The following is an 18,762-nucleotide window of genomic DNA, read 5'->3' as shown; positions in this document are numbered from 1 at the left end:
CGACCTCCGAAAGGAGAGCAGATCCTCAATCCAGGTTTTCCCGGACAGGAGCCTGAAAAAAGCCGGGACAGCCCGCGAAGGCTGTCCCGAAATTCGAACTCCGATGACGGGGGGCTCAGGCGTTGTAGGTGGTCGAGGCGGTGGTTCCTCCTCGTCCGGTCCAGTTGGTGTGGAAGAACTCACCGCGGGATCGGTCGATGCGCTCGTAGGTGTGAGCACCGAAATAGTCGCGCTGAGCCTGCAGGAGGTTGGTCGGAAGACGATCGGAACGGTAGCCGTCGTAGTAGGCGAGGGCCGAACTCATGGCAGGGACCGGGATCCCGCGGCTCACCGCGACAGAGACGACCCGTCGCCAACCGTTCTGGGCACGCTCGATCTCATGATGGAAATAAGGGTCGAGCATCAGGTTGTCGAGATCGGGGGTACGATCGAACGCTTCCTTGATCTTGCCCAGGAACGCGCTCCGGATGATGCAACCGCCGCGCCACATGAGCGCGACTTTGCCGTTGTCGATCGTCCAGCCAGACTCCTTCGCCATGGCGTTCATCAAGGCGAAGCCCTGGGCGTAGGACATAATCTTGCTGGCATACAATGCCATCTCGACATCATCAACGAACTGCTGAATGTTTCCTGAAAAACTCTCGTCGGCCGGACCTTTGAGAATCTTCGAGGCTCGAACGCGTTCATCCTTCAGGGCCGAGAGGCATCGCGCATAGACGGCCTCGGCGATCAAGGTCAGTGGCACGCCGAGGTCGGCCGAGGAAACGACGGTCCACTTGCCCGTTCCTTTCTGACCCGCGGTGTCGAGGATCAGATCGACCATCGGTTTGCCGGTTTCGGGATCACGGTAGCCGAAGATATCGCGGGTAATCTCAATCAGGTAGCTATCGAGCGGACCCGAGTTCCAGCGATCGAAGACCTCGTGCAGCGCCTCGGCGTTGAATCCAAGGAGCGAATGAAGCAGGTGATATGCCTCACAAATCAGTTGCATATCCCCATATTCGATCCCGTTGTGGACCATCTTCACGTAATGGCCCGCGCCCTCGGGGCCGACCCAGTCACAACACGGGGTGCCGTCGTCTACCTTCGCGGCGATTGACTGGAAGATCGGCTTGACGGGTGGCCAGGCTTCGGGGTCGCCTCCGGGCATAATGGAGGGGCCTTTGAGTGCTCCCTCCTCGCCACCCGAAACCCCTGTGCCGATGAACTGGAGCCCTTTTTCCTTCAGGGCTCGGGTCCGCCGGGTTGTGTCGGGGTAATGGGTGTTGCCGCCGTCGATCAGAATATCCCCCTTCTCCAGATGGGGGACAAGCTGGTCGATCACTGCATCGACCGCCGCGCCCGCCTTGACCATAATCATGATCTTGCGCGGTGATTTGAGAGACGCGACCAGCTTCTCGATGCTGTGACACCCGATGATCTTCTTCCCTTTTGCCCGATCGGCCAGAAACTCGTCAACCCGGCTGGTGGTCCGGTTGTAGACGGCCACAGTGAACCCGTGGTCCTCCATGTTGAGAACGAGGTTCTCGCCCATGACGGCGAGGCCAATCAGGCCGATGTCGGCGGTGGGAGTGGACATCAGAATCTTCTCTGTCTGTCGGGTCGATCGGGGTCTGTGAGTATGGGCGAACGACGATCGGGCCGGGGCTATCGACGGTAGGTCTGGGGAACGTAGGTCGAGAGCTTCTTCGGGGCGAGAACCTGGGAAATCTTGGCGAACCGGGCGAGCCCGTCAACTTGTGGGACGCTGACCCAGTCGTCCCCGATCAGGGGGCGAGCGTACTCGACGAACTCGTCGGTCACGTCAATGCGGTTCGGGGCGATCCAGTGGTCCGGGAACGAGCGATCCTTGGCGGCGACCTGTTCGAGCGGGACCTTATTGTAGGTCACGCTGTAACCCCCTCGCGTCCGGTCGCGGAGGATGGTCGCCATGTAGCCGTTGCCATCATTCCGGGCAACAGCCACGGCGTGGCAGCCGACCCGGTAGGCTTCGTCGAGATCGACCACGCTGGCGTAGGCGATGGCGTTACGCTGGTCGGTTCCCGGAATCTGGAAGCGGGCCTTGCCGGGTACGGGAAGATCGAGCGAGTTGATGTAGTTGGTGACGACCTGGGCGACGGTCGTCTGGCTGGCGCTGAACTGGACGTGGCCGAAGGTGTCGCGCGAGGCACCCAACTCTCCCACGTCGAAGCCTTCGGAGACGACCACGATGCAGCGGCCGAACTCGCGGAGGGTCTCGACAACATTCTGACCGAGTTGTTCGAGGCTGACCTTCGATTCGGCCATGTAGATTTGGAGCGGCATCTCTCGGTTCGGGTCGGCCAGGCGAGCGGCGGCGGGGATATAGCCGATCTTCCGGCCCATCGCCTGAATGACCATCACCGGATCGGCCGGGCAACTCCCGGCGTTTTCCTCATTCACCTGCCGGACGTACTGGGCCATGTACCGGGCGACCGAACCGTAGCCGGGGGAGTGGTCGAGCAGGGTGAACTCGCTGTCTCCCAGGTCGTTGTCGATGGTCTTCGGCACGCCGGTGGCGATGAGGTCGAGCCCCTTCTCGTGAGCAAGCTGGGCAACCTTGTGGGCGGTGTCCTGCGAGTCGTTGCCACCGATGTAGAAAAAGTAGCCGACGTTGTGGGCCTTCAATACCTCAACGACACGGGCGAAATCTTCATCCTGCCCCGGCTTGAGCTTGTATCGGCAGGTCCCGATGCCACCGGCGGCAGGAGAGGTACGCAAGAGGGCGATCTCCTCGGCCGGCGAGGCCGAGAGATCGATCAACTCTTCCTTGAGCACCCCTTCGATCCCGAACCGGCCTGCGAAGACCTTGCCGAAGTGATCCGGCATGCGGAAGCAGGTCTCGACGATCCCGCGGAGGCTGTTATTGATCACACAGGTCGGGCCGCCGGACTGGGCCACGACGACGTTGGACGCGGGCATGGGAGTACCTCGGAGTGTGGCGATCCCCGACCGTTCCTCGGGGATCGCATCGCGGTCCCGACCGTTCCTCGGGGATCGCATCGCGGTCCCGACCTGGAAGCCGGGAAGCTTGGGGAGTCATGGGCTCGGGAGACGTCACATTTGCGTTTGCTCAAGTCGCGGTCGAGAGCGTCGCGTGCGACCGGCTCTCAGTCAGTCCGGATCGGTGAGCGGCTCAGGACGCCGACTCCCAGGGTGGATGCTCCGGGAGCAACGCCTCGAACTCGGCGATCCGCTCGGCCATGTACGCCCCGGCATAGGTGCCGTTGAAGAACCGAGGAAGCGCCTCGTCATGAAAGCGCTGCCAAGACTGCTCTTCGAAGCCCGGGTTGATCGGGTAAAAGAGGACCCCGTTGGCCTCGGCGGCCTTGCGGTCACCGGGGGCATCCCCCACCATCAGGATGTGGTCGGGGGCATAACGGCCTCCCGCGGCCATTCCCAGGTGTTCTTTCTTCGACCCAAGCTCCTGCCCGGCGATCAGGCCGACGTACTGGGCCAAATCGTGTTCCTCCCATTCTCGGGTCAGGGCCTCGACCGGGGTGGCCGAAACGACCATCACGTCAGCCTTCCCCTTCAGCGCCTCCATCGACTCCCGAACCATCGGAAACGGCGGGACGTTGTGGACGATCTCTCCCACGGTTTGGTTGACCGCCTCGCTCCACTTCAGGCAGAGCGTCAGGTCGGGGTCGCCGGTTCGTTCGACCTCAGCCTTCAGAACTGGGTTCCCCAGCTTCGACTCCCGGGCAATCCAGTCGCGCAGTCCTCGCAGTTCGGGAATTTTGACCCCTCGGCGCTGGACTTCGGGCCGTCGTTCGAGCAGATCGAGCGCTCCGGTCAGGGCCGGGAACCGATTGATCCCGCGATGCTTCGAGTACAGATTAACGAATTCCGCGGCTTCCCGAGCATATTTTGAGACTGCTGCCAGGCCAAAGTACTTGATGATGTTGGGGATGAAGCACTCCTTGTGCTTGACCTCCATTGTGTCGAACACGCAGCCGTCACTGTCGATCCCGACGAAGAAATCGTGGGTCTTAACGAAGTCTCTCAGGGCGGCCTGGGGATCGGCAGCGGCCGACATGGGCGTCTCTCTCTTTGGCTACGTCACAACGCGGGAAAGGCTCGGCACTTCCGGGGTCGGGAGCCGTCGAGCCGAGGAGGTTCTGGAGCCGGCGATCAACCACTCAGCGGTTCGAACCGCCCGGTTGACTGGAATGGCTCGTGAAACAGCGTTTTACTCGATCGGGACCATCGGGAACAAGGGGGCACGGTCGGCGTGCGCGTCACCCGAATCGATTGTTTCGACCTGAGTCGTATGTTAGTGTCTTGACAGTGCTTGAGGGGTGTGAGGTCAAGGCGACCATCGACGAAAACCAGCCGGGGATTCCGCGTCATGGCAACGAGCGATCGGCCACGATCTGAGAGCGATGTCCCCGTCGAGTTTCTCGACACGCTCAAACGGGCGGCCATTGTCTCCGAGAATCGCCTGGCTGACATTCGTTCCAAAGTCCTGGCCGGTGACTACCCGATGGACTCGAGCGAACTGGCCCAGCAACTGATCAGCGAGGAGATGCTGACCGAGTACCAGGCGAAGCGCCTTCTCGCCAACCGGCCCGGGTCGTTGTCCATCGGGCGGTATGTGATTCTGGAGAAGCTTGGCGCCGGCTCGATGGGCCGGGTCTACAAGGCGAAGCACCGGATGATGGACCGGATCTCAGCCTTGAAGATCATTGCACCTGAGATCAGCAACAACGAGCGGGTGGTTGCCCGGTTCCAGCGGGAAATGCGACTGGTCGGCAAACTCGATCATCCGAACGTGGTTCGCGCCTTCGATGCAGATAAGGATCGTGGCATCCTTTACATCGCCATGGAGTACGTCGCCGGAGATAGTCTTGGGCAGCGGCTTCGGTCCAAAGGAAGGATTCCCGCGGCCGAACTGGTGGGTTACATCGCTCAAGCCGCTCTGGGATTGCAGCACGCCCATGATCAGGGGATCGTGCATCGAGACATCAAGCCCTCCAATCTCCTGCTCGGCTCAGATGGAACGATCAAGGTCCTCGACCTTGGCCTGGCAACCTTGATGGAGGCCGACGATCAATCAGCCTTCGCCACGGCCGACGGGGTCGCAGTCGGGACGGTGGATTACATGTCTCCCGAGCAGGCGATGGGTAAGGAATTGTCGCCAGTGAGTGACCTGTTCAGCCTCGGCTGCACGATGTATCACCTCCTGACCGGCCGCTTGCCGTATCCGGGGACCTCCCCGCTCGATCGGATGTTCGCTCGGATCAATCAGGAACCGGTGCCGGTGAAGGAACTCCGTCCCGACTTACCTGATCGGGTGATCGAGGTACTCTGTCGCCTGATGGCGAGACAACCTTCGGAACGGTATCCCACTGCGGCCGCCGCTGCCGAGGCCCTTCAATCACTCGTGCGCAAACGATCGGCGAGTCAAGCCGTGGCGGCATCTCCGACAGTGAAGCCCGCTCCGGCTCCACCATCGCCTCCCACACCTCCACCGCCGCCCCAGACGAAATATGTGAAGGTTGCCCCCAGCTACCCGGCCTGGTTTCAGCCGATCGCCCGGCTGGCAGAGCGATCAGCCATTGGGGCCTTGCTTGTACTCCTGGGGTTGCTCGGGTTTGCGTTCGGCGCGGGGGTGATCGTGGGAATGCTCGCCGGAGGATGAGCTCTGCAGGTTCTTGCCGGCTTCAGAAGGCTGCCGAGTGTGCCTTGGAGCCGAGCAGGTCCTGAAGCGCTCCGGTCAGTTCAGGGAACGCGAAGCGATAGCCAAGTTCGATGGCCCTGGCCGGCACGACGCGCTGCCCCTTGGTGACTGTCTGAGCGACCTCTCCGAGAACGGTTCGTAGAAGGAAATCGGGCGGTCCGATTGGTAAAAACGGACGGTGCAGCACCCGGGCGAGTTCCCTGGAAAACTCGACATTCCGTACCGGGTTCGGAGCGGTGCCGTTGATCGGTCCCTGGGCGTCCTTCGAGTCGATCGCGAGCAAGATCAGGCCGACGATGTCCGTCAGATGAATCCAGCTCATCCACTGGTTTCCGGTCCCTGGCATCAAGGGGTTCGAGCCGCTTCCGACGGGGGCCGCCCCGCCGGGAAGCCATTTGAACAGGGGGGTCATCACCCCAAGCGCCCCTTCTCCCTTCGCCAGCACGATCCCCGTCCGCAGGATTACCAGGCGCGTTCCCCGATCGGTGACCGATCGGGAGGCATCTTCCCACTCTCGGCAGATGACCGCCATGAAGTCCGTGCCGGAGGGGCTCGATTCGGTCAGCTCCTCATCACCGGTCATGCCGTAATAGCCGATGGCAGACCCTTGTACGAAGACAGAGGGGCGTTTCGTTGCCTGGTCAACGGCCGAGGCGAGATGCTCGGTCGAGTGAACCCGGCTGTCTCGGATCAGGCGTTTCACCTCGGGCGACCATCGCTTGGCAAACAGATTGTGACCGGTGAGATTGACCACGGCTTCACAGCCGTCGACCTTCTCTTGCCAGGGGCCGCTCGTGGTTGGGTCCCCCTGCACCACGTCAACCTGTCGGAACTCGGGCCGATCTTGCACAGAGGATGCCCGACGGGTGAGGACCACGGGCTGATCGCCTCGGTTGAGCAGCTCCTGAATCAATCGGGAACCGATCAATCCGGTTCCCCCCGCAAGAAACACGCGCATCAGACCAGAGCCTTTCTCTCAAAACGGTTCGGGAGGGTGTGATGATCGAGACCTCAACGCAGCCGAGGACCCCGTGGATCTGGCTCCGTCAGGGATCATACGCGGCACCTCTCCGAAGCAAGAGTCGCGGGGGCGGGAATTCTTCACCAAAAAGTCATGGATGTTAGGAGGGGAAAGCGTGTCGAGCCTCAGAGATCGTATGGTAGACTTGCCACTTCAGTCCTGGGAGTTGAGTCTGGGAATATTCGGGAATTCCCCTTCAATTGCCCAGGACGCTCGGCCCTTTCCCGGCCGGATTTCCCCTTGTGCATCCGAGAGTCGACCGATCCGATGAAGACGAACGGGCGCCATTTCTTCAATATGCCCCTGGCTCTCCGGAGCTATCGGCGTTCCAATCCCCTTGTCCTGGTCAATGGGCTTGCCGAGCAATCCGAGAGCTGGTTTGCCAACCGGCATTCCTGGTCACGTCATTTCGACGTGAAAGTTCCCGAATTGCTCGTCTATGACGGGGACGATCTCCATCGCCATATCGAGGCGGGTGGCGAGGTCACGATCAACTACCTCACCGATCGGCTTGCTCGATACCTCGACGAGTTTGTCCAGAAGCCACCGTACGACCTGGTCGGATCGAGCCTCGGCGGTCAGATTCTGCTGACCTACGCCGCTCGGTATCCGGAGAAGGTGACGAAACTGGTTCTGATCTGCCCCTCCGGTCTGCACGGCGAGGAGAACTTGCCGATCATGGACGGAGTGCGTCGAAGCGATTACGACTCCCTCGTCCGCTCGGTTTTCTTTAAAACCCAGTTTGCCGGAGACGAGCTGGTCGAGGCCATTGAGCAGAAGTTTCAGGATCGGCGGTGGAAGAAAGGGGTGCTGCGGACCCTTCGAGGAACGGTTGGCCACTCGGTTGGCAACCTGTTAAGTCAGGTCCCACACCCAACACTCTTGATTTGGGGGCAGGACGACCGGATCATCGCCGACATTCCCGGTTCGATTCGAGCGGCCGACAGCATGCCGCAGTCCCGACAGATTGTCATTCCGCGATGCGGTCATGCCCCTCAGATCGAGCGGGCGGGGCTGGTCAATAAACTGGTCATCCGATTCCTCAAGAACCGGCTCGGCTCCATTCCGCCGACCCTGAGCGCTCGCCGGGTCTTGAAGAAGCCTCGGGGTGTCACGCCTCTTTGAACCGATTCCCCGACGTCGGAATCGACTCTCCTGGTGTTTCGGTCGAGCTTCTGTCTTCGACCGGAACACTCCGCCACTCCCCCTTGGTTCGGGGTTCCATGAACGATTCGTTTCTCTTTCTTGGCAAGTTTCTCCGACATGGAACGGCCATCGCCAGCCTTGCTCCCAGCAGTCCCTGGTTATCTCGGACCACCGTGCGGAATATCGACTGGGACCACGCTCGGGTCCTGATCGAACTGGGAGCCGGGACCGGCCCGATCACCCATGAACTGGTCGAGAGAGCCCACCCGGATTGCCGCCTCGTGGTGCTCGAACGCGACGCCGATTTCGTGAAGGTCCTCCGCGAACGGTTCCCACCCCGACCGAACCTCGACATCATCGAAGGTGATGTCCGCGACCTGCCCGCCATGCTCCAGGAGCGCGGGATCGAAAAGGCGGATACCATCGTCTCGGGCTTACCCGTTCCTTCGTTCCCCAAGGACCTTCAGCGCGATCTGTTCCGGATGGTCGGGCAGGTGCTGAAACCTTCGGGAACCTTCAATCAAATTACGGAGATGCCCTGGGTCTATCTCCGCTTCTATCGCCGTTATTTCGACGAGGTGAAGTTCACCTTCGAACCGCGAAACATCCCTCCCGCCGGTGCGTATTTCTGCCGGGGCGTCAAGCCCATCGTCGATTGACCCGCGCTCAAAGCACGATTCAACGGCCTTGGCGCTCCGTTGCGATTCCGGGCGATTCGGCCTCTTAACCCGCGCGACCTCCTGATCCGATGAGTCGAGCATTGTCCCCCCTGCCCTGGATCGCTGGTCTCCCTCCCATCAAGGCCGTCGTGAACCGGGCGATCCGTGCCGCGGCCCGCGTCTCGGAATCCTCTCGAACCGTCGACGCGGCCTCCGCTCAGGCCGGGCAACTGAATCGATTGCTCTCCAAGGCCCGCCGAACGCGATTTGGACGCGACCACCTGTTCGAGACCATTCTTCGAGAAGGGAAAGCCTCGCAAGATCGGCTGGTCGAGACCTTTCAGCGATCGGTTCCACTTCGGACATACGAACAATTCTGGAACGATTATCTCGCCGAACCGTATCCGACGCTGCGCGATGTCACCTGGCCCGGACTCATCCCCTATTTCGCCCTGACCAGCGGGACGACGCAGGGAACGACCAAATATATTCCCGTCTCTCGTGAGATGCTGGCCTCGAACCGAGCCGCGGCCTGGTCGATGGTCGGGTCGTTCATGGCCTCCCGCCCCGATTCCCGAATCTTCGAGGGAAAGATTTTCTTCCTCGGCGGATCGACCGACCTGGAAACACCCGCTCCCGGAGTCCATCAAGGGGACCTCAGCGCGATCGCATCCCTTGAGGTGAGTGATATCCTCCGCCCGTACACCTTTCCCCCCATCGATCTGGCTCACGAGACCGATTGGGACCGAAAGCTTTCGACCCTCGTCGATCAGAGTCGTATGGAGCCGATTACCCTGATCAGCGGTGTTCCGAGCTGGCTCCTGATGTTCTTTGAGCGTCTGCTGGAGCGGAGCGGTGCGCGAAGTGTGGCCGAGGTCTGGCCGACGCTCGAAGTCGTCGTCCACGGCGGGGTGAAGTTCGACCCGTACCGACCTGCGTTCGATCGGATTCTCGGGAGCGATCGCATCGCGCTTCAGGAGACCTACCCCTGCTCCGAAGGCTTCATCGCCTACGGAGATCAGGCAACCGGCCTCCTCCGGCTCCTGGAACGCAACGGACTGTTTTTCGAGTTTGTCCCGGTTGATGAGCTGGATCGTCCCGATCCGTCACGCCACTGGCTCGGGAATGTTCAGGTCGGCGTCAACTATGCGATTGTGCTCTCGACCTGCGCGGGGATGTGGGCGCACTTGGTCGGTGATACGGTGCGGTTCGAATCGCTCGACCCACCCCTCCTGAGTTTCACCGGGAGAACCAAGTACACCCTTTCTGCCTTCGGTGAGCATCTCATCAGCGAGGAAATCGAAGCCGCCATGGCCTTCGCGGCCGAGCAGTCTGGGGCGGCCGTTCAGGAGTGGCACGCCGGGCCAGTCTTTGAGGGAGCTCTCGGCCATCACCACTTCCTGGTCGAGTTTTCGACTCCGCCGACCTCGCTCGATTCCTTCCGATCTGCCCTCGATGCCGACCTGAGCCGACGTAATGCCGACTACGCGGCACACCGGGTCGAAGGAGTGGGCCTGCCAATGCCAGCGCTCTCCTCAGTATGTCCCGGAGCGTTCAACGACTGGATGCGATCGCGGGGAAAACTTGGAGGACAGCACAAGGTGCCGCGCATGGACGGCACCGGCCAGCTCACGGCCGAACTGGCCGAATTTTTCCGAGATTCGGGAGCCGTCCGGGACGATCGCGCCGTCGGTGGGGCGATGACGCCTCCGTATTGAGTTCGCCTGATCCAGAGTTCAGGCGGCCTTCTTCCGAGAGATGAGCGAGGCAATCTGCTCGACCGTGTCCAGATGGTCGACGCCGGCCTCATGGGCTTCAAGACTGACCTGGAACTGTTCTTCGAGGAACACCACCAGACGCAGCGTGCTGATCGAGTCGAGCACACCACCCGTGATCAGGGGGGTCTGGTCGGTCAGTTCGTCGGGGTCTTCTCCCGGAAGAAATTCCAGCAGGAGGAAATCTCGGATTGTGCTTCGGATAGCGTCCATGAACTCGGTCCTGGGAAGATCGGTTTACGGAAGACGAAGGGAAAACGCAATCGGCGAATTCGCTCAATCAATGGCTGGCCGGTGCGGAAGGGACATGCCGGCAGCGGCCTGGATCCGGGAGAGGTCTTGAACCTCCTCAAGGACCCGACCTTCCATCACCTCGGGGATGGTCAGGCCGAGCAGCGAGAGCGAGGTCGGAGCGATGTCGGGTAACTCGGCGTCGAGCCGGGTGCCGGGCAGAATGCCGGGGGCCTCGATGGCGACCACGCCATCGGTTCGGTGTGTGGCCGGTAAGTTCGGATCGGGTCGGAGCAACGACCGGCAGAATGGATCCCATTTGGCCATCGCCTGGTAGCCGTCGGTCGAGGGAGCGAGGACGTCAGGTAGGCCCTCGGCTGCCGGGTCAAGGTTGTAACGCTCGGCCACGTCAAAGGCGTCGGCAAAGAGCGGTTGTCCCGTGTCCGGGTCTTCGGCAGCGCGGCACGTATCAATAATTTCCGCAATGACCCGAGACGCTGCCGAAGAACCGGAGACCAGCTTCGGGTTCAGGAAGATCGAACCGCAAAGCTGACCGAACGGCGCGAACGCGACCGTTTTCGACCAGTCGCAGCCGACCTCTCCTTCGATTGACCGAGGCCCTCGGCGGGCGGTGCCATCTGGGGTCCGTCGTCGCTTCCAGCGATCGAAGCGGTCTCGAAGCCTTCGCATGCGGTAGGAAATGCGCGTACCGTACGGAAGTCTCCGCTGCAGCCCTGCCTGGCAGAGCAAGCCATTCACATCAACCAGCGCCCGGCACGGACCGAATCCGTGGTCGGAAAGCGCGATGATGGCCGCGTTTCGCCGAGAGGCCAGTTCCAGCAGTCGGCCGACGGCCCGATCCAGTTCTCGGAGGCAATTCACGACCTCGACCGTCCAGTCGGGTTGGTGTTCGGCCGTCTCGTCGAGGTCGAGATAGGGCCAAAGGCGGTGCTGAATGCCGTCGAGGTTGTGGAAGTGGACCATCATGGCGGTCCAGTCGCACCGGGCGTCGGCTCGCTCGGCGGCGTCGGCCTGAGCGCGAAAGACCTCCTGATTGTGTCGAGAAACGGTTCGAAGCTCCTCGATCGATCGCGGTCGGCGCTTCCAGAGGACCTTGTGCGAGTAGCCGGGGAGATCGCGGAGAATCTCCTCGCCGAAATCAGGGCACTGGGCGAACGCCCATTGCAAGCCCGGAGCGTCGGACCCGGCAACGACCAGACCTCTGACGTCGGGCGGCGGATAGGTCATGGGCAGGCCGAGGCTGACGATCTCGTGCCCACGCTCCGAGAGCGTATCCCAGAGTGTCGGCACCCGAATCCGACCGGCATGATTCGGCAAGATGGTCCGATCGACCGGGTCGAGATAGTGGAACTCGTGGATGCCGTGGGTCGGGGGATGGCAGCCGGTCAGAAACGAGGTCCAGGCGACGGGCGTGACCATCGGTTCGGAGGACCAGAGCGTGCCGGTCGCCGATCGTCGCCAGAGTGCCTGCAGGTTCGGCATCCAGCCTCGTTCGAAGGCGGGCCGCAGAACCGCTTCGGTGGCGCCGTCGAGCCCAAGATAGACGACCCGAGAGGCGGGACCCGGCATACGCACTCCTTCGCGATGATTTGGCCGGGAGGACCACTCCCTCCGATGCCCTTCAAGCGGCACTCGTCCTGAGTGGCCGCTCTTGCAGTTCCCGCGAAGACGCTTGCCGGAACCGAAGGCGAGATTCGGAAGGGACGTCGCAACCTATCCCGGTTGGCCCCGATGGTCAATCCGAGATTCGATCAAGCCGGAGCCGTCCCTGCGCCGATTCTCTCTCCACAGGAGACCTGAGTATTGCCGGCCGGGATGGCGCCTGGCATCCGAGAAGACTCGCCGAGGGATTGGCACCGCGACCAGGGAGGCGTCGTCCGATGACCGGACGAGGGGGCGCACCGTTTATTTCCATCGTACTCGGCGTGGTGACAGGCCTCGTCGTGCTGGGAATCGTTTCCGGGTGTTCCTTGCAGCAGCGCAAGGAAGCGCGGCGGATTCCCCAGTACGGCGTTGTCGATCTGGGACAGCCCCGAGAGCTGAATCAGGTCATCCTCCCGCCCTACGTGATCGAGCCACCCGATGAACTGGAAGTCATCGTTCGACCCTCGTCGATCGACCTGACTCAGCGGGTCGTCACGGTCCAACCAGACGGAGTCATCGACCTCGGTTTCGGGGGGGTGTTTCCCGTCGTTGGCCTGACTCTTGAGCAAGCCGAAGCGGTCATCGCCGAGCGGTTGACGGCTCGTCTCAAGAGCGAGGGCGACCCGCCCGACGAGCCAATCGAGGTGTCGGTCCGCCTGGCGAATGCGTCTCGCAGCAAGTTTTTCTACGTCATCGGTGCGGTTTCCAACCAGGGACCGATTCCTTACATGGGTGGCGAAACCGTGCTCCGGGCGATTCTGCAGGCCGGACTGCGTCCGAACAGTCTCCCCGAGAAAGCCTATTTGTCCCGACCCCAGACGCTTGGTCAGCCCGATGTCGTGTTGCGGATCGACTGGGAAGCGATCCGAGATCGGGGCGACACGACGACAAATTACCAGGTCTTCCCCGGCGACCGGATTGTCGTCCCCGGAACCAAGGAACGGGGATTACTCCAAACCTTGCTGGGCGGGTAAGGAGACGGTTCTTTGGGAGATCCCCCTGGATCGGTAAGCCCTTCCTTATCCCGCTTGTTCACCAGGGATCGCCGCAGGCTCGTCTCGCATCGCGCTCGAACCAGTTGTCGAGATAGTAGTGCTGCCCTCGAGCCCAGGCCCAGCCGCTGGCAAGAAGGTAAGCGGGAAGAAACGCCGGACCCCAGCGTTCGACCTGTCGGACGTGGGCTTGTTCGTGATCGCGGCAACCGTCGAGGCACTCGGTGTCTCGGCCGATAATGACATGGCCGAGCGTCATGGCCGCGGCCCCGGCGCACCGTCGCAGATACCAGTGCGAGAAGCCGCCGTGAAATTCGATCGCACCGCAGCGGATTTGAGCCCGACCTCCTGAGCAGAGGGTGAGCACTCCGGCGGCCAGTCCGACCGCGGTCGTCGGAGACGCCCAGGCATAGCAGACGCATCGCTTCGCCCATTGAGCGCGGCGACGGGGATTCTCGGCATCGGATGAGACGACCATTGTACGGCTCATGCGAGGTTCCTCCTTCCACACCCCACAGGACACGATCGTCGGTTCCACTCGCCCTCGCCAGATCCGGTCGGCTTGCCGGATCGGTTCAGATGGCCATTCGAAACGCGTGAAAGCTGAGTGGTCGATTGATTGTACCGTCCTGCTCGGGTATGAAGTTGCCGAGCCAGACCAATTTCCCGAACTCGTTGCCGGGCCGGGGCGTCCTGCATCGTGACCGCTGAGCCGAGGTGGGCATTACCAGCCCTCTCCCGGGTCGATCCACGCCCTCCCGAGCCTCCAGGGAGCCGACTGCATGAGCCATCACGACGATCCCTACGCCGCGAGCACCGCCAAGGTCGGGTCGAGGGACCTCTTTCTCTTCTGGTCCTGTTTCATCGCGCTAATCGCCACGGCGTTCGCCTTCATCACCCGAGTGCTGATCATGGACGAGTGGCAGGCCGACTTCGGCCTGACCGAGACGGAGAAGGGAGAAATCTTCGGCGTCGGCCTCTGGCCGTTCGCGGTGAGTATCGTTCTGTTCAGCCTGATCATCGACAAGATCGGCTACGGCAAGGCGATGGCCTTCGCGTTCGCCACCCACCTGGGGGCGGCCCTGATCCTCTTCTTCGCCAAGTCCTTGACCGAGAGCCTGGGCATCAAAGGCTACTGGGTCCTTTACATCGGCTCGTTCATCATGGCACTGGGGAACGGAACGGTCGAGGCGGTGATCAATCCGGTGGTTGCCACGCTCTTCCCGAATGCCAAGACCAAGTGGCTGAACATCCTGCACGCCGGTTGGCCAGGCGGGCTCGTGCTGGGTGGGATCTTGACGATCGCCATGGGAGACCTCAGCTGGCAATACAAGGTGGGTCTGGTCTTTCTGCCGGTCATCGCCTACGGGTTGCTGATGCTCCCACAGAAGTTCCCGGTGTCGGAGCGGGTGGCGGCGGGCGTCTCGTACAAGGCGATGCTTCAGCAGGTGGGCGTCATTGGCGCCTTGATCGTCTCGATCATGCTGGTCTGGGAGATCACCCGGGTCTTCATGGAATCGGAAGTTTTATTCCAGGGAATGAGCGACCGCTCGGTCCTGATCGCCCGGCTGGTGATCGTGGCCGTGCTGACCGGGGCGTTTGGGGCCTATGTCCATGCTCCGGGCCGGCCGATCTTCATCTTCCTGCTGCTCATCATGATCCCGCTGGCGACAACCGAGCTGGGGACCGACAGCTGGATCACCTCCTTGATGGAACCGGAGATGACCCGGTTCAACCTGAATCCGGGATGGGTGCTGGTCTACACCTCGCTCATCATGCTCATCCTCCGATTCTTCGCCGGGCCGATTGTGCACCGGATCTCCCCGCTGGGTCTCCTGGCTGTCAGCGCCCTGCTGGCTGCCTGCGGCCTGGTCTTCCTGTCGAAGTCGTCCGGGCTGATGATCCTTGCCGCGGCCACGCTCTACGGCTTCGGCAAGACGTTCTTCTGGCCGACGATGCTGGGCGTGGTGGCCGAGCAGTACCCGAAGGGAGGCGCCATGACGCTGAACACGATCGCCGGCGTCGGCATGCTCTCGGTCGGCGTGCTGGGGAACCCGCTGCTCGGGAACATCCAGGACAAGGAGGCGGTCGAACAACTCCAGGCCACCAACCCCGAGGTGTTCGAGCAGGTGGTGGGGGAGGAACGGATCAGTGTCTTCGGAACCTACCGGCCGCTGATTCAGGAGCAGATCGACCAGCTTTCGCCCGAGCAGCAGGCCGAGGTCGCTTCGATCCGAGAGGCGGCCAAGAAAAACGCCCTGATGACCGTGGCGATCTTCCCCTGCATTATGTTTGCGAGCTACGTCGCGCTGATCCTCTACTATCGGTCGCAGGGCGGGTACAAGCCGCAGATGCTCGTGACCGATCAGGAGGAGTCGGAGATGATGACTGGTGGCACCGAAGGTCCGTCTGAGATGTGACGCGTGCCCATCTCCTGAGTCTTCGCGGGGGCAGGGTCCGTTGCTCCGACCGCAAGGTTGGAGTGATTGGTCCCCTGCCCTCGCTGCGTTGCTGACGATCGAGCATTGCACGAGATGATCCCGATGAACCTCAGAGCCGTGAGTTGGCCCCCTCGATTGCAACGGGCGATCCAGAACCCATCGACCGTCCGAGACTCCTGGTCGGCCCGGGTTGCGGGGGTCTTGATTTCTGGCTATCTCTGGGTGGCATTCACCGACTCGATCGCAACCACCAGCTTGGCGGTCGGTGGTCTGGAACCGGCGATCTCGGGGGCGGTGATTGGTGGTTTGCTGGCGTGCGTTTTGCTGTTCCTTGCCCCTGCGTTGCAAGGATTGCGAACCCGGCAGCCGCTGATGGTGGTGGCAACCTCGGCGTTCGGGGTCCGAGGCTCGACATTGGTCCCTGGGCTCTTGCTCGGCCTGGTGCAAATTGTCTGGTTCGCCGTCGCGGTCCACTATGCCGTGGAGTTCAATCTCCGGGGGTTGCTCGCCGCCGGCCTGATCAACCCGAGGGATTTGCGAGCCGGGCCGATCGGCTCACCGATCACCCAAAGCACCGTCTATGCAGCGACGGCGATGCTCTGGGGGGTTGCGGCGGCTCTGGTTTCCACACGATTTATCCGTTGGATTGCCGCCCTGATGGTTGTCTACCCGATCTTCATCGCACTCAGCTATGCTGGGGCGATGATCTGGTCGCTTCCCGGCTTGCCAAGTTACCGGGAGGCCTCGACCGATCCGATCAATCTGTCACGTCGATCGACCGGACCAGCGTTCTGGGGCATGGTCCAGTATGTCTTTGGCTTCTCCTCGATCGTCGCCACCCAGGCCGTGAACTGGGGGGCAACACTGAACCGGGCAAGCGATGTGCGAAAGGCGGGTATTGTTGGGATCGGCCTCGCCTCGACGATCATCGCCACCATTGCATTGTTGATCGTGGCCGGCTCGATCGGCCGGGAAGCGACGGATCAAGGGACCGAGGCGTTCCCGAGCACGAATGACCTCGTCCTCGACGATCCCGATGTCTCCGAACCCTCGCCGCCCCCTTTTCTCTTGCCAGCAGATCCCGAGGCCTACAGGCTGGGGACGGTTCTTGAAACTCGAATCGGCGGTATCCCCGGTGGGATTGCCTTGATTGTGCTCGGCCTCGGGTCGCTCGCGTCGGCAGTGTATGCGGCCTACGCCTACAGCAATCGGCTGGAGTCAATTCGCAAGCGCCCACGCCGCTGGGCGTGGGGAGTGGTGGGAGCCGTGGTGGCGTATCCGTTGATGGTCACCGGGCTGGCCTCGAATCTCCCGCTGGTCATCGATCTGACGGCCGGCCTGGTCGCGCCGATGCTCGGTGTCTTGACGGCCGATGTACTCCGGAATCGCGCGTCGTGGCCTGGTCCCGCGCCGGGGGTTCGCCTTGATGGCATGCTGGGTTGGGGAGTCGGTTCGATGGTCGGCCTGTTGCCGATCCTCGCCCGGATGGTCCCGATGGCGGCTTCGGTTCGATGGCTCCCGATGGCCCTCCTTGCCTATCTGATCGCCCTGGCGATCATGATGGGGAGTCACGCAATTCGCTCGATCCGAGGACGATCGACCCCCGATTTCACCTCGGATCATCCCGGCGCACATTCTTCGCCGAGCGAGTTCGTCTGAGCCCAGGGCCCGGTTCATGATTTCAGGAGCGATTGTCGGATGAAGCCCTCGGGCCGATAATGAGGGTTCACGCGGTCAGAGACGAATCCCTGAGACGTGCCCCCCGGAGTCCTCATGGTCGCCGCCTCCCACTCGGAATCACGTCGGACGCGGCGGGGAAGGACCTTCGAAGCGCTGGTCGAGAACCCCCACTATCGGCGCTTCTACATGGGCCACGGGGTCAGCCTCGTCGGCACCTGGATGCAGGCGGCGGCGGTCAACTGGATCGTCTACGACCTGACCCGGTCGGCCATGTGGCTGGGGGTGGTCGAGGCGGCGAATCTCTTGCCGGGCCTGGCGGTCGGCCTGTTTGCCGGAGCGCTCGCGGATCGGACGAATCCGCGATCGACGGTCCTCACGACCCAACTCATCCAGCTCGCGTTGGCGATCACGCTGGCCACCCTGTTTACAACCGGGGTGATCCAGCTCTGGCACCTGGTTGCCTTGCTCGCCCTGGCTCGGGTCGGAAACACGTTTGAGATGCCGGCTCGTCAGGTCTTCCTTTACGAACTGGTCGGACGCCGACATCTCGGCAATGCCATTGCCTTGAATGTCGGGCTGTTCAATGCGTCTCGGGTCCTGGGCCCGGCCCTGGCAGGGGTCTGTCTGTTCTGGTTTGGGCAGAACTCGCCGTTCATTCTCAACGCGTTGAGCTTTCTGGCGGCGATTGCGGCGGTTCTCTCGATTCCGAGGCGGCATTCTCCGCATGTTCGGTCGGGGCAAGGGCCGTCCGACGTGCTCGGCGGATTTGCCTACCTGCGGAAGGATCGGCGGGTCGCCGCCCTCTTTGGCTTGATGGCCTTCTTTGGGGTCGCCGGGATGGGCTACAACGCGATGCTCTCCGCCTATGCTCGCGACTCGATCGGAACCGAGGAAATCGGCTATTCGGTGTTGCTGGCCTGTGGCGGCCTGGGAGCGGTGGCCGGAGCGTTGATCGTCGCCCGCGTCGGCGGACGATTCCGGAGAGAAGACATGATCGTCGGAGGTCTGGCCCTGTTCGCCCTGGCTCTTGCCGGAGCGGGAATCTTGCCTGGAATCTTTGGCACCAGGAGTCCGTCGTGGTGGCCGATGACCGTGGCAATGCTTTGCCTGCTCGGGACAGGTTTCGGCGCGATTACCTTCAGCTCGTCGATCCAGACGATGGTTCAGCTCGACGTTCCCGATCAGCTTCGAGGGCGAGTGGCGGGGGTCTGGATGGTTGTGTTCTCGGGATCGGTTCCCCTGGGAGCCTTGCTCACGGGAAGGCTCTCGCAATGGTTCGGCGTGGAACCGGTCCTGGTTGCGTCGGGTTTGCTCTGTGGCACTCTTGCCATCATCCTCGGTTCCAGCCGGATTCTCGACCGCCTCGGTCGTCACGCGATCGAATCAGAACCCATCAGCGCAGCGATCTCATCGGACTGAGCGTTGCGATCGGAGCCAACGGGGAATACTTC

At 62.2% G+C, this 18,762-nt stretch carries 15 protein-coding genes; 8 read left to right on the top strand and 7 right to left on the bottom strand.

Annotated features, from left to right (window positions below; genetic code table 11):
- Positions 1-115: 115 nt before the first annotated feature.
- The 3 genes from gnd to GA615_RS05655 form a co-directional block, all read right to left on the bottom strand.
- The gene (gene gnd, locus GA615_RS05665) at positions 116-1,579 is read right to left on the bottom strand and encodes a decarboxylating NADP(+)-dependent phosphogluconate dehydrogenase (RefSeq protein WP_152050295.1); all 1,464 of its coding nucleotides are present in this window, start codon (positions 1,577-1,579) and stop codon (positions 116-118) included.
- A 68-nt stretch (positions 1,580-1,647) separates the two neighbouring features.
- Positions 1,648-2,940, bottom strand: a complete 1,293-nt coding sequence (locus GA615_RS05660; protein ID WP_152050294.1) for a diphosphate--fructose-6-phosphate 1-phosphotransferase — start codon at positions 2,938-2,940, stop codon at positions 1,648-1,650.
- A gap of 214 nt (positions 2,941-3,154) precedes the next feature.
- Positions 3,155-4,057 carry an HAD family hydrolase gene (locus GA615_RS05655; RefSeq protein ID WP_152050293.1) on the bottom strand — a complete coding sequence of 301 codons (903 nt, stop codon included), beginning with the start codon at positions 4,055-4,057 and terminating at the stop codon, positions 3,155-3,157.
- 312 nt (positions 4,058-4,369) lie between these two features.
- Between GA615_RS05655 and GA615_RS05650 the strand changes: the two genes are divergently transcribed.
- Positions 4,370-5,662, top strand: coding sequence for a serine/threonine-protein kinase (locus tag GA615_RS05650; RefSeq protein WP_152050292.1), 1,293 nt, complete (start codon positions 4,370-4,372; stop codon positions 5,660-5,662).
- A gap of 22 nt (positions 5,663-5,684) precedes the next feature.
- On the opposite strand, the gene GA615_RS05645 is transcribed toward GA615_RS05650, so the two are convergent.
- On the bottom strand, positions 5,685-6,659 hold the full coding sequence (locus tag GA615_RS05645) for a TIGR01777 family oxidoreductase (RefSeq protein ID WP_235905111.1): 975 nt from the start codon (positions 6,657-6,659) through the stop codon (positions 5,685-5,687).
- Between the two features lie 330 nt (positions 6,660-6,989).
- Between GA615_RS05645 and GA615_RS05640 the strand changes: the two genes are divergently transcribed.
- From GA615_RS05640 to GA615_RS05630, 3 genes are all read left to right on the top strand, one after another.
- The gene (locus GA615_RS05640; RefSeq protein WP_152050291.1) at positions 6,990-7,847 is read left to right on the top strand and encodes an alpha/beta fold hydrolase; all 858 of its coding nucleotides are present in this window, start codon (positions 6,990-6,992) and stop codon (positions 7,845-7,847) included.
- A gap of 98 nt (positions 7,848-7,945) precedes the next feature.
- Entirely contained in the window at positions 7,946-8,527 is a 582-nt protein-coding gene (gene olsG / locus GA615_RS05635) for an ornithine lipid N-methyltransferase (protein ID WP_152050290.1), read from the top strand.
- An 89-nt stretch (positions 8,528-8,616) separates the two neighbouring features.
- A complete protein-coding gene (locus GA615_RS05630) occupies positions 8,617-10,245 on the top strand; it encodes a GH3 family domain-containing protein (RefSeq protein WP_152050289.1) in 1,629 nt (542 codons plus the stop codon).
- Positions 10,246-10,263: 18 nt separating this feature from the next.
- Here the strand turns inward: GA615_RS05630 and GA615_RS05625 are convergent, their stop codons facing one another.
- Both GA615_RS05625 and GA615_RS05620 read right to left on the bottom strand, forming a co-directional pair.
- Positions 10,264-10,515, bottom strand: coding sequence for an acyl carrier protein (locus GA615_RS05625; protein WP_152050288.1), 252 nt, complete (start codon positions 10,513-10,515; stop codon positions 10,264-10,266).
- A 63-nt stretch (positions 10,516-10,578) separates the two neighbouring features.
- On the bottom strand, positions 10,579-12,123 hold the full coding sequence (locus GA615_RS05620) for an alkaline phosphatase family protein (RefSeq protein WP_152050287.1): 1,545 nt from the start codon (positions 12,121-12,123) through the stop codon (positions 10,579-10,581).
- Between the two features lie 311 nt (positions 12,124-12,434).
- Here GA615_RS05620 and GA615_RS05615 point away from each other — a divergent pair, with 311 nt between their 5' ends.
- Positions 12,435-13,172 (top strand): polysaccharide biosynthesis/export family protein, encoded by a 738-nt coding sequence (locus GA615_RS05615; RefSeq protein WP_152050286.1) that lies wholly within the window; start codon positions 12,435-12,437, stop codon positions 13,170-13,172.
- Between the two features lie 58 nt (positions 13,173-13,230).
- Here the strand turns inward: GA615_RS05615 and GA615_RS05610 are convergent, their stop codons facing one another.
- Positions 13,231-13,680 carry a hypothetical protein gene (locus tag GA615_RS05610; RefSeq protein WP_235905109.1) on the bottom strand — a complete coding sequence of 150 codons (450 nt, stop codon included), beginning with the start codon at positions 13,678-13,680 and terminating at the stop codon, positions 13,231-13,233.
- 292 nt (positions 13,681-13,972) lie between these two features.
- Here GA615_RS05610 and GA615_RS05605 point away from each other — a divergent pair, with 292 nt between their 5' ends.
- The 3 genes from GA615_RS05605 to GA615_RS05595 all read left to right on the top strand — a co-directional run bounded on the left by GA615_RS05605 (position 13,973) and on the right by GA615_RS05595 (position 18,730).
- Complete coding sequence (locus GA615_RS05605) at positions 13,973-15,610, top strand: MFS transporter (RefSeq protein WP_152050285.1); 1,638 nt, start codon at positions 13,973-13,975, stop codon at positions 15,608-15,610.
- Between the two features lie 123 nt (positions 15,611-15,733).
- Positions 15,734-17,290, top strand: a complete 1,557-nt coding sequence (locus GA615_RS05600) for a hypothetical protein (RefSeq protein ID WP_152050284.1) — start codon at positions 15,734-15,736, stop codon at positions 17,288-17,290.
- 114 nt (positions 17,291-17,404) lie between these two features.
- Positions 17,405-18,730 carry an MFS transporter gene (locus tag GA615_RS05595; protein ID WP_152050283.1) on the top strand — a complete coding sequence of 442 codons (1,326 nt, stop codon included), beginning with the start codon at positions 17,405-17,407 and terminating at the stop codon, positions 18,728-18,730.
- Positions 18,731-18,762: the final 32 nt, after the last annotated feature.

This window comes from Tautonia marina (genome assembly GCF_009177065.1).
GTDB lineage: Bacteria > Planctomycetota > Planctomycetia > Isosphaerales > Isosphaeraceae > Tautonia > Tautonia marina.
Note: the sequence above shows the minus strand (reverse complement) of the source record. Positions and strands in the feature narration are given on the sequence as shown.

Bases quoted from the DNA above. Each gene is read 5' to 3' on its own strand.
- olsG (WP_152050290.1), top strand. From the start codon at position 7,946: ATGAACGATTCGTTTCTCTTTCTTGGCAAGTTTCTCCGACATGGAACG.
- GA615_RS05630 (WP_152050289.1), top strand. From the start codon at position 8,617: ATGAGTCGAGCATTGTCCCCCCTGCCCTGGATCGCTGGTCTCCCTCCC.
- GA615_RS05620 (WP_152050287.1), bottom strand. From the start codon at position 12,123: ATGCCGGGTCCCGCCTCTCGGGTCGTCTATCTTGGGCTCGACGGCGCC.
- GA615_RS05660 (WP_152050294.1), bottom strand. From the start codon at position 2,940: ATGCCCGCGTCCAACGTCGTCGTGGCCCAGTCCGGCGGCCCGACCTGT.
- GA615_RS05655 (WP_152050293.1), bottom strand. From the start codon at position 4,057: ATGTCGGCCGCTGCCGATCCCCAGGCCGCCCTGAGAGACTTCGTTAAG.
- GA615_RS05595 (WP_152050283.1), top strand. From the start codon at position 17,405: ATGGTCGCCGCCTCCCACTCGGAATCACGTCGGACGCGGCGGGGAAGG.
- GA615_RS05600 (WP_152050284.1), top strand. From the start codon at position 15,734: ATGAACCTCAGAGCCGTGAGTTGGCCCCCTCGATTGCAACGGGCGATC.
- GA615_RS05605 (WP_152050285.1), top strand. From the start codon at position 13,973: ATGAGCCATCACGACGATCCCTACGCCGCGAGCACCGCCAAGGTCGGG.
- GA615_RS05650 (WP_152050292.1), top strand. From the start codon at position 4,370: ATGGCAACGAGCGATCGGCCACGATCTGAGAGCGATGTCCCCGTCGAG.
- GA615_RS05625 (WP_152050288.1), bottom strand. From the start codon at position 10,515: ATGGACGCTATCCGAAGCACAATCCGAGATTTCCTCCTGCTGGAATTT.
- GA615_RS05645 (WP_235905111.1), bottom strand. From the start codon at position 6,659: ATGCGCGTGTTTCTTGCGGGGGGAACCGGATTGATCGGTTCCCGATTG.
- gnd (WP_152050295.1), bottom strand. From the start codon at position 1,579: ATGTCCACTCCCACCGCCGACATCGGCCTGATTGGCCTCGCCGTCATG.
- GA615_RS05640 (WP_152050291.1), top strand. From the start codon at position 6,990: ATGAAGACGAACGGGCGCCATTTCTTCAATATGCCCCTGGCTCTCCGG.
- GA615_RS05615 (WP_152050286.1), top strand. From the start codon at position 12,435: ATGACCGGACGAGGGGGCGCACCGTTTATTTCCATCGTACTCGGCGTG.
- GA615_RS05610 (WP_235905109.1), bottom strand. From the start codon at position 13,680: ATGAGCCGTACAATGGTCGTCTCATCCGATGCCGAGAATCCCCGTCGC.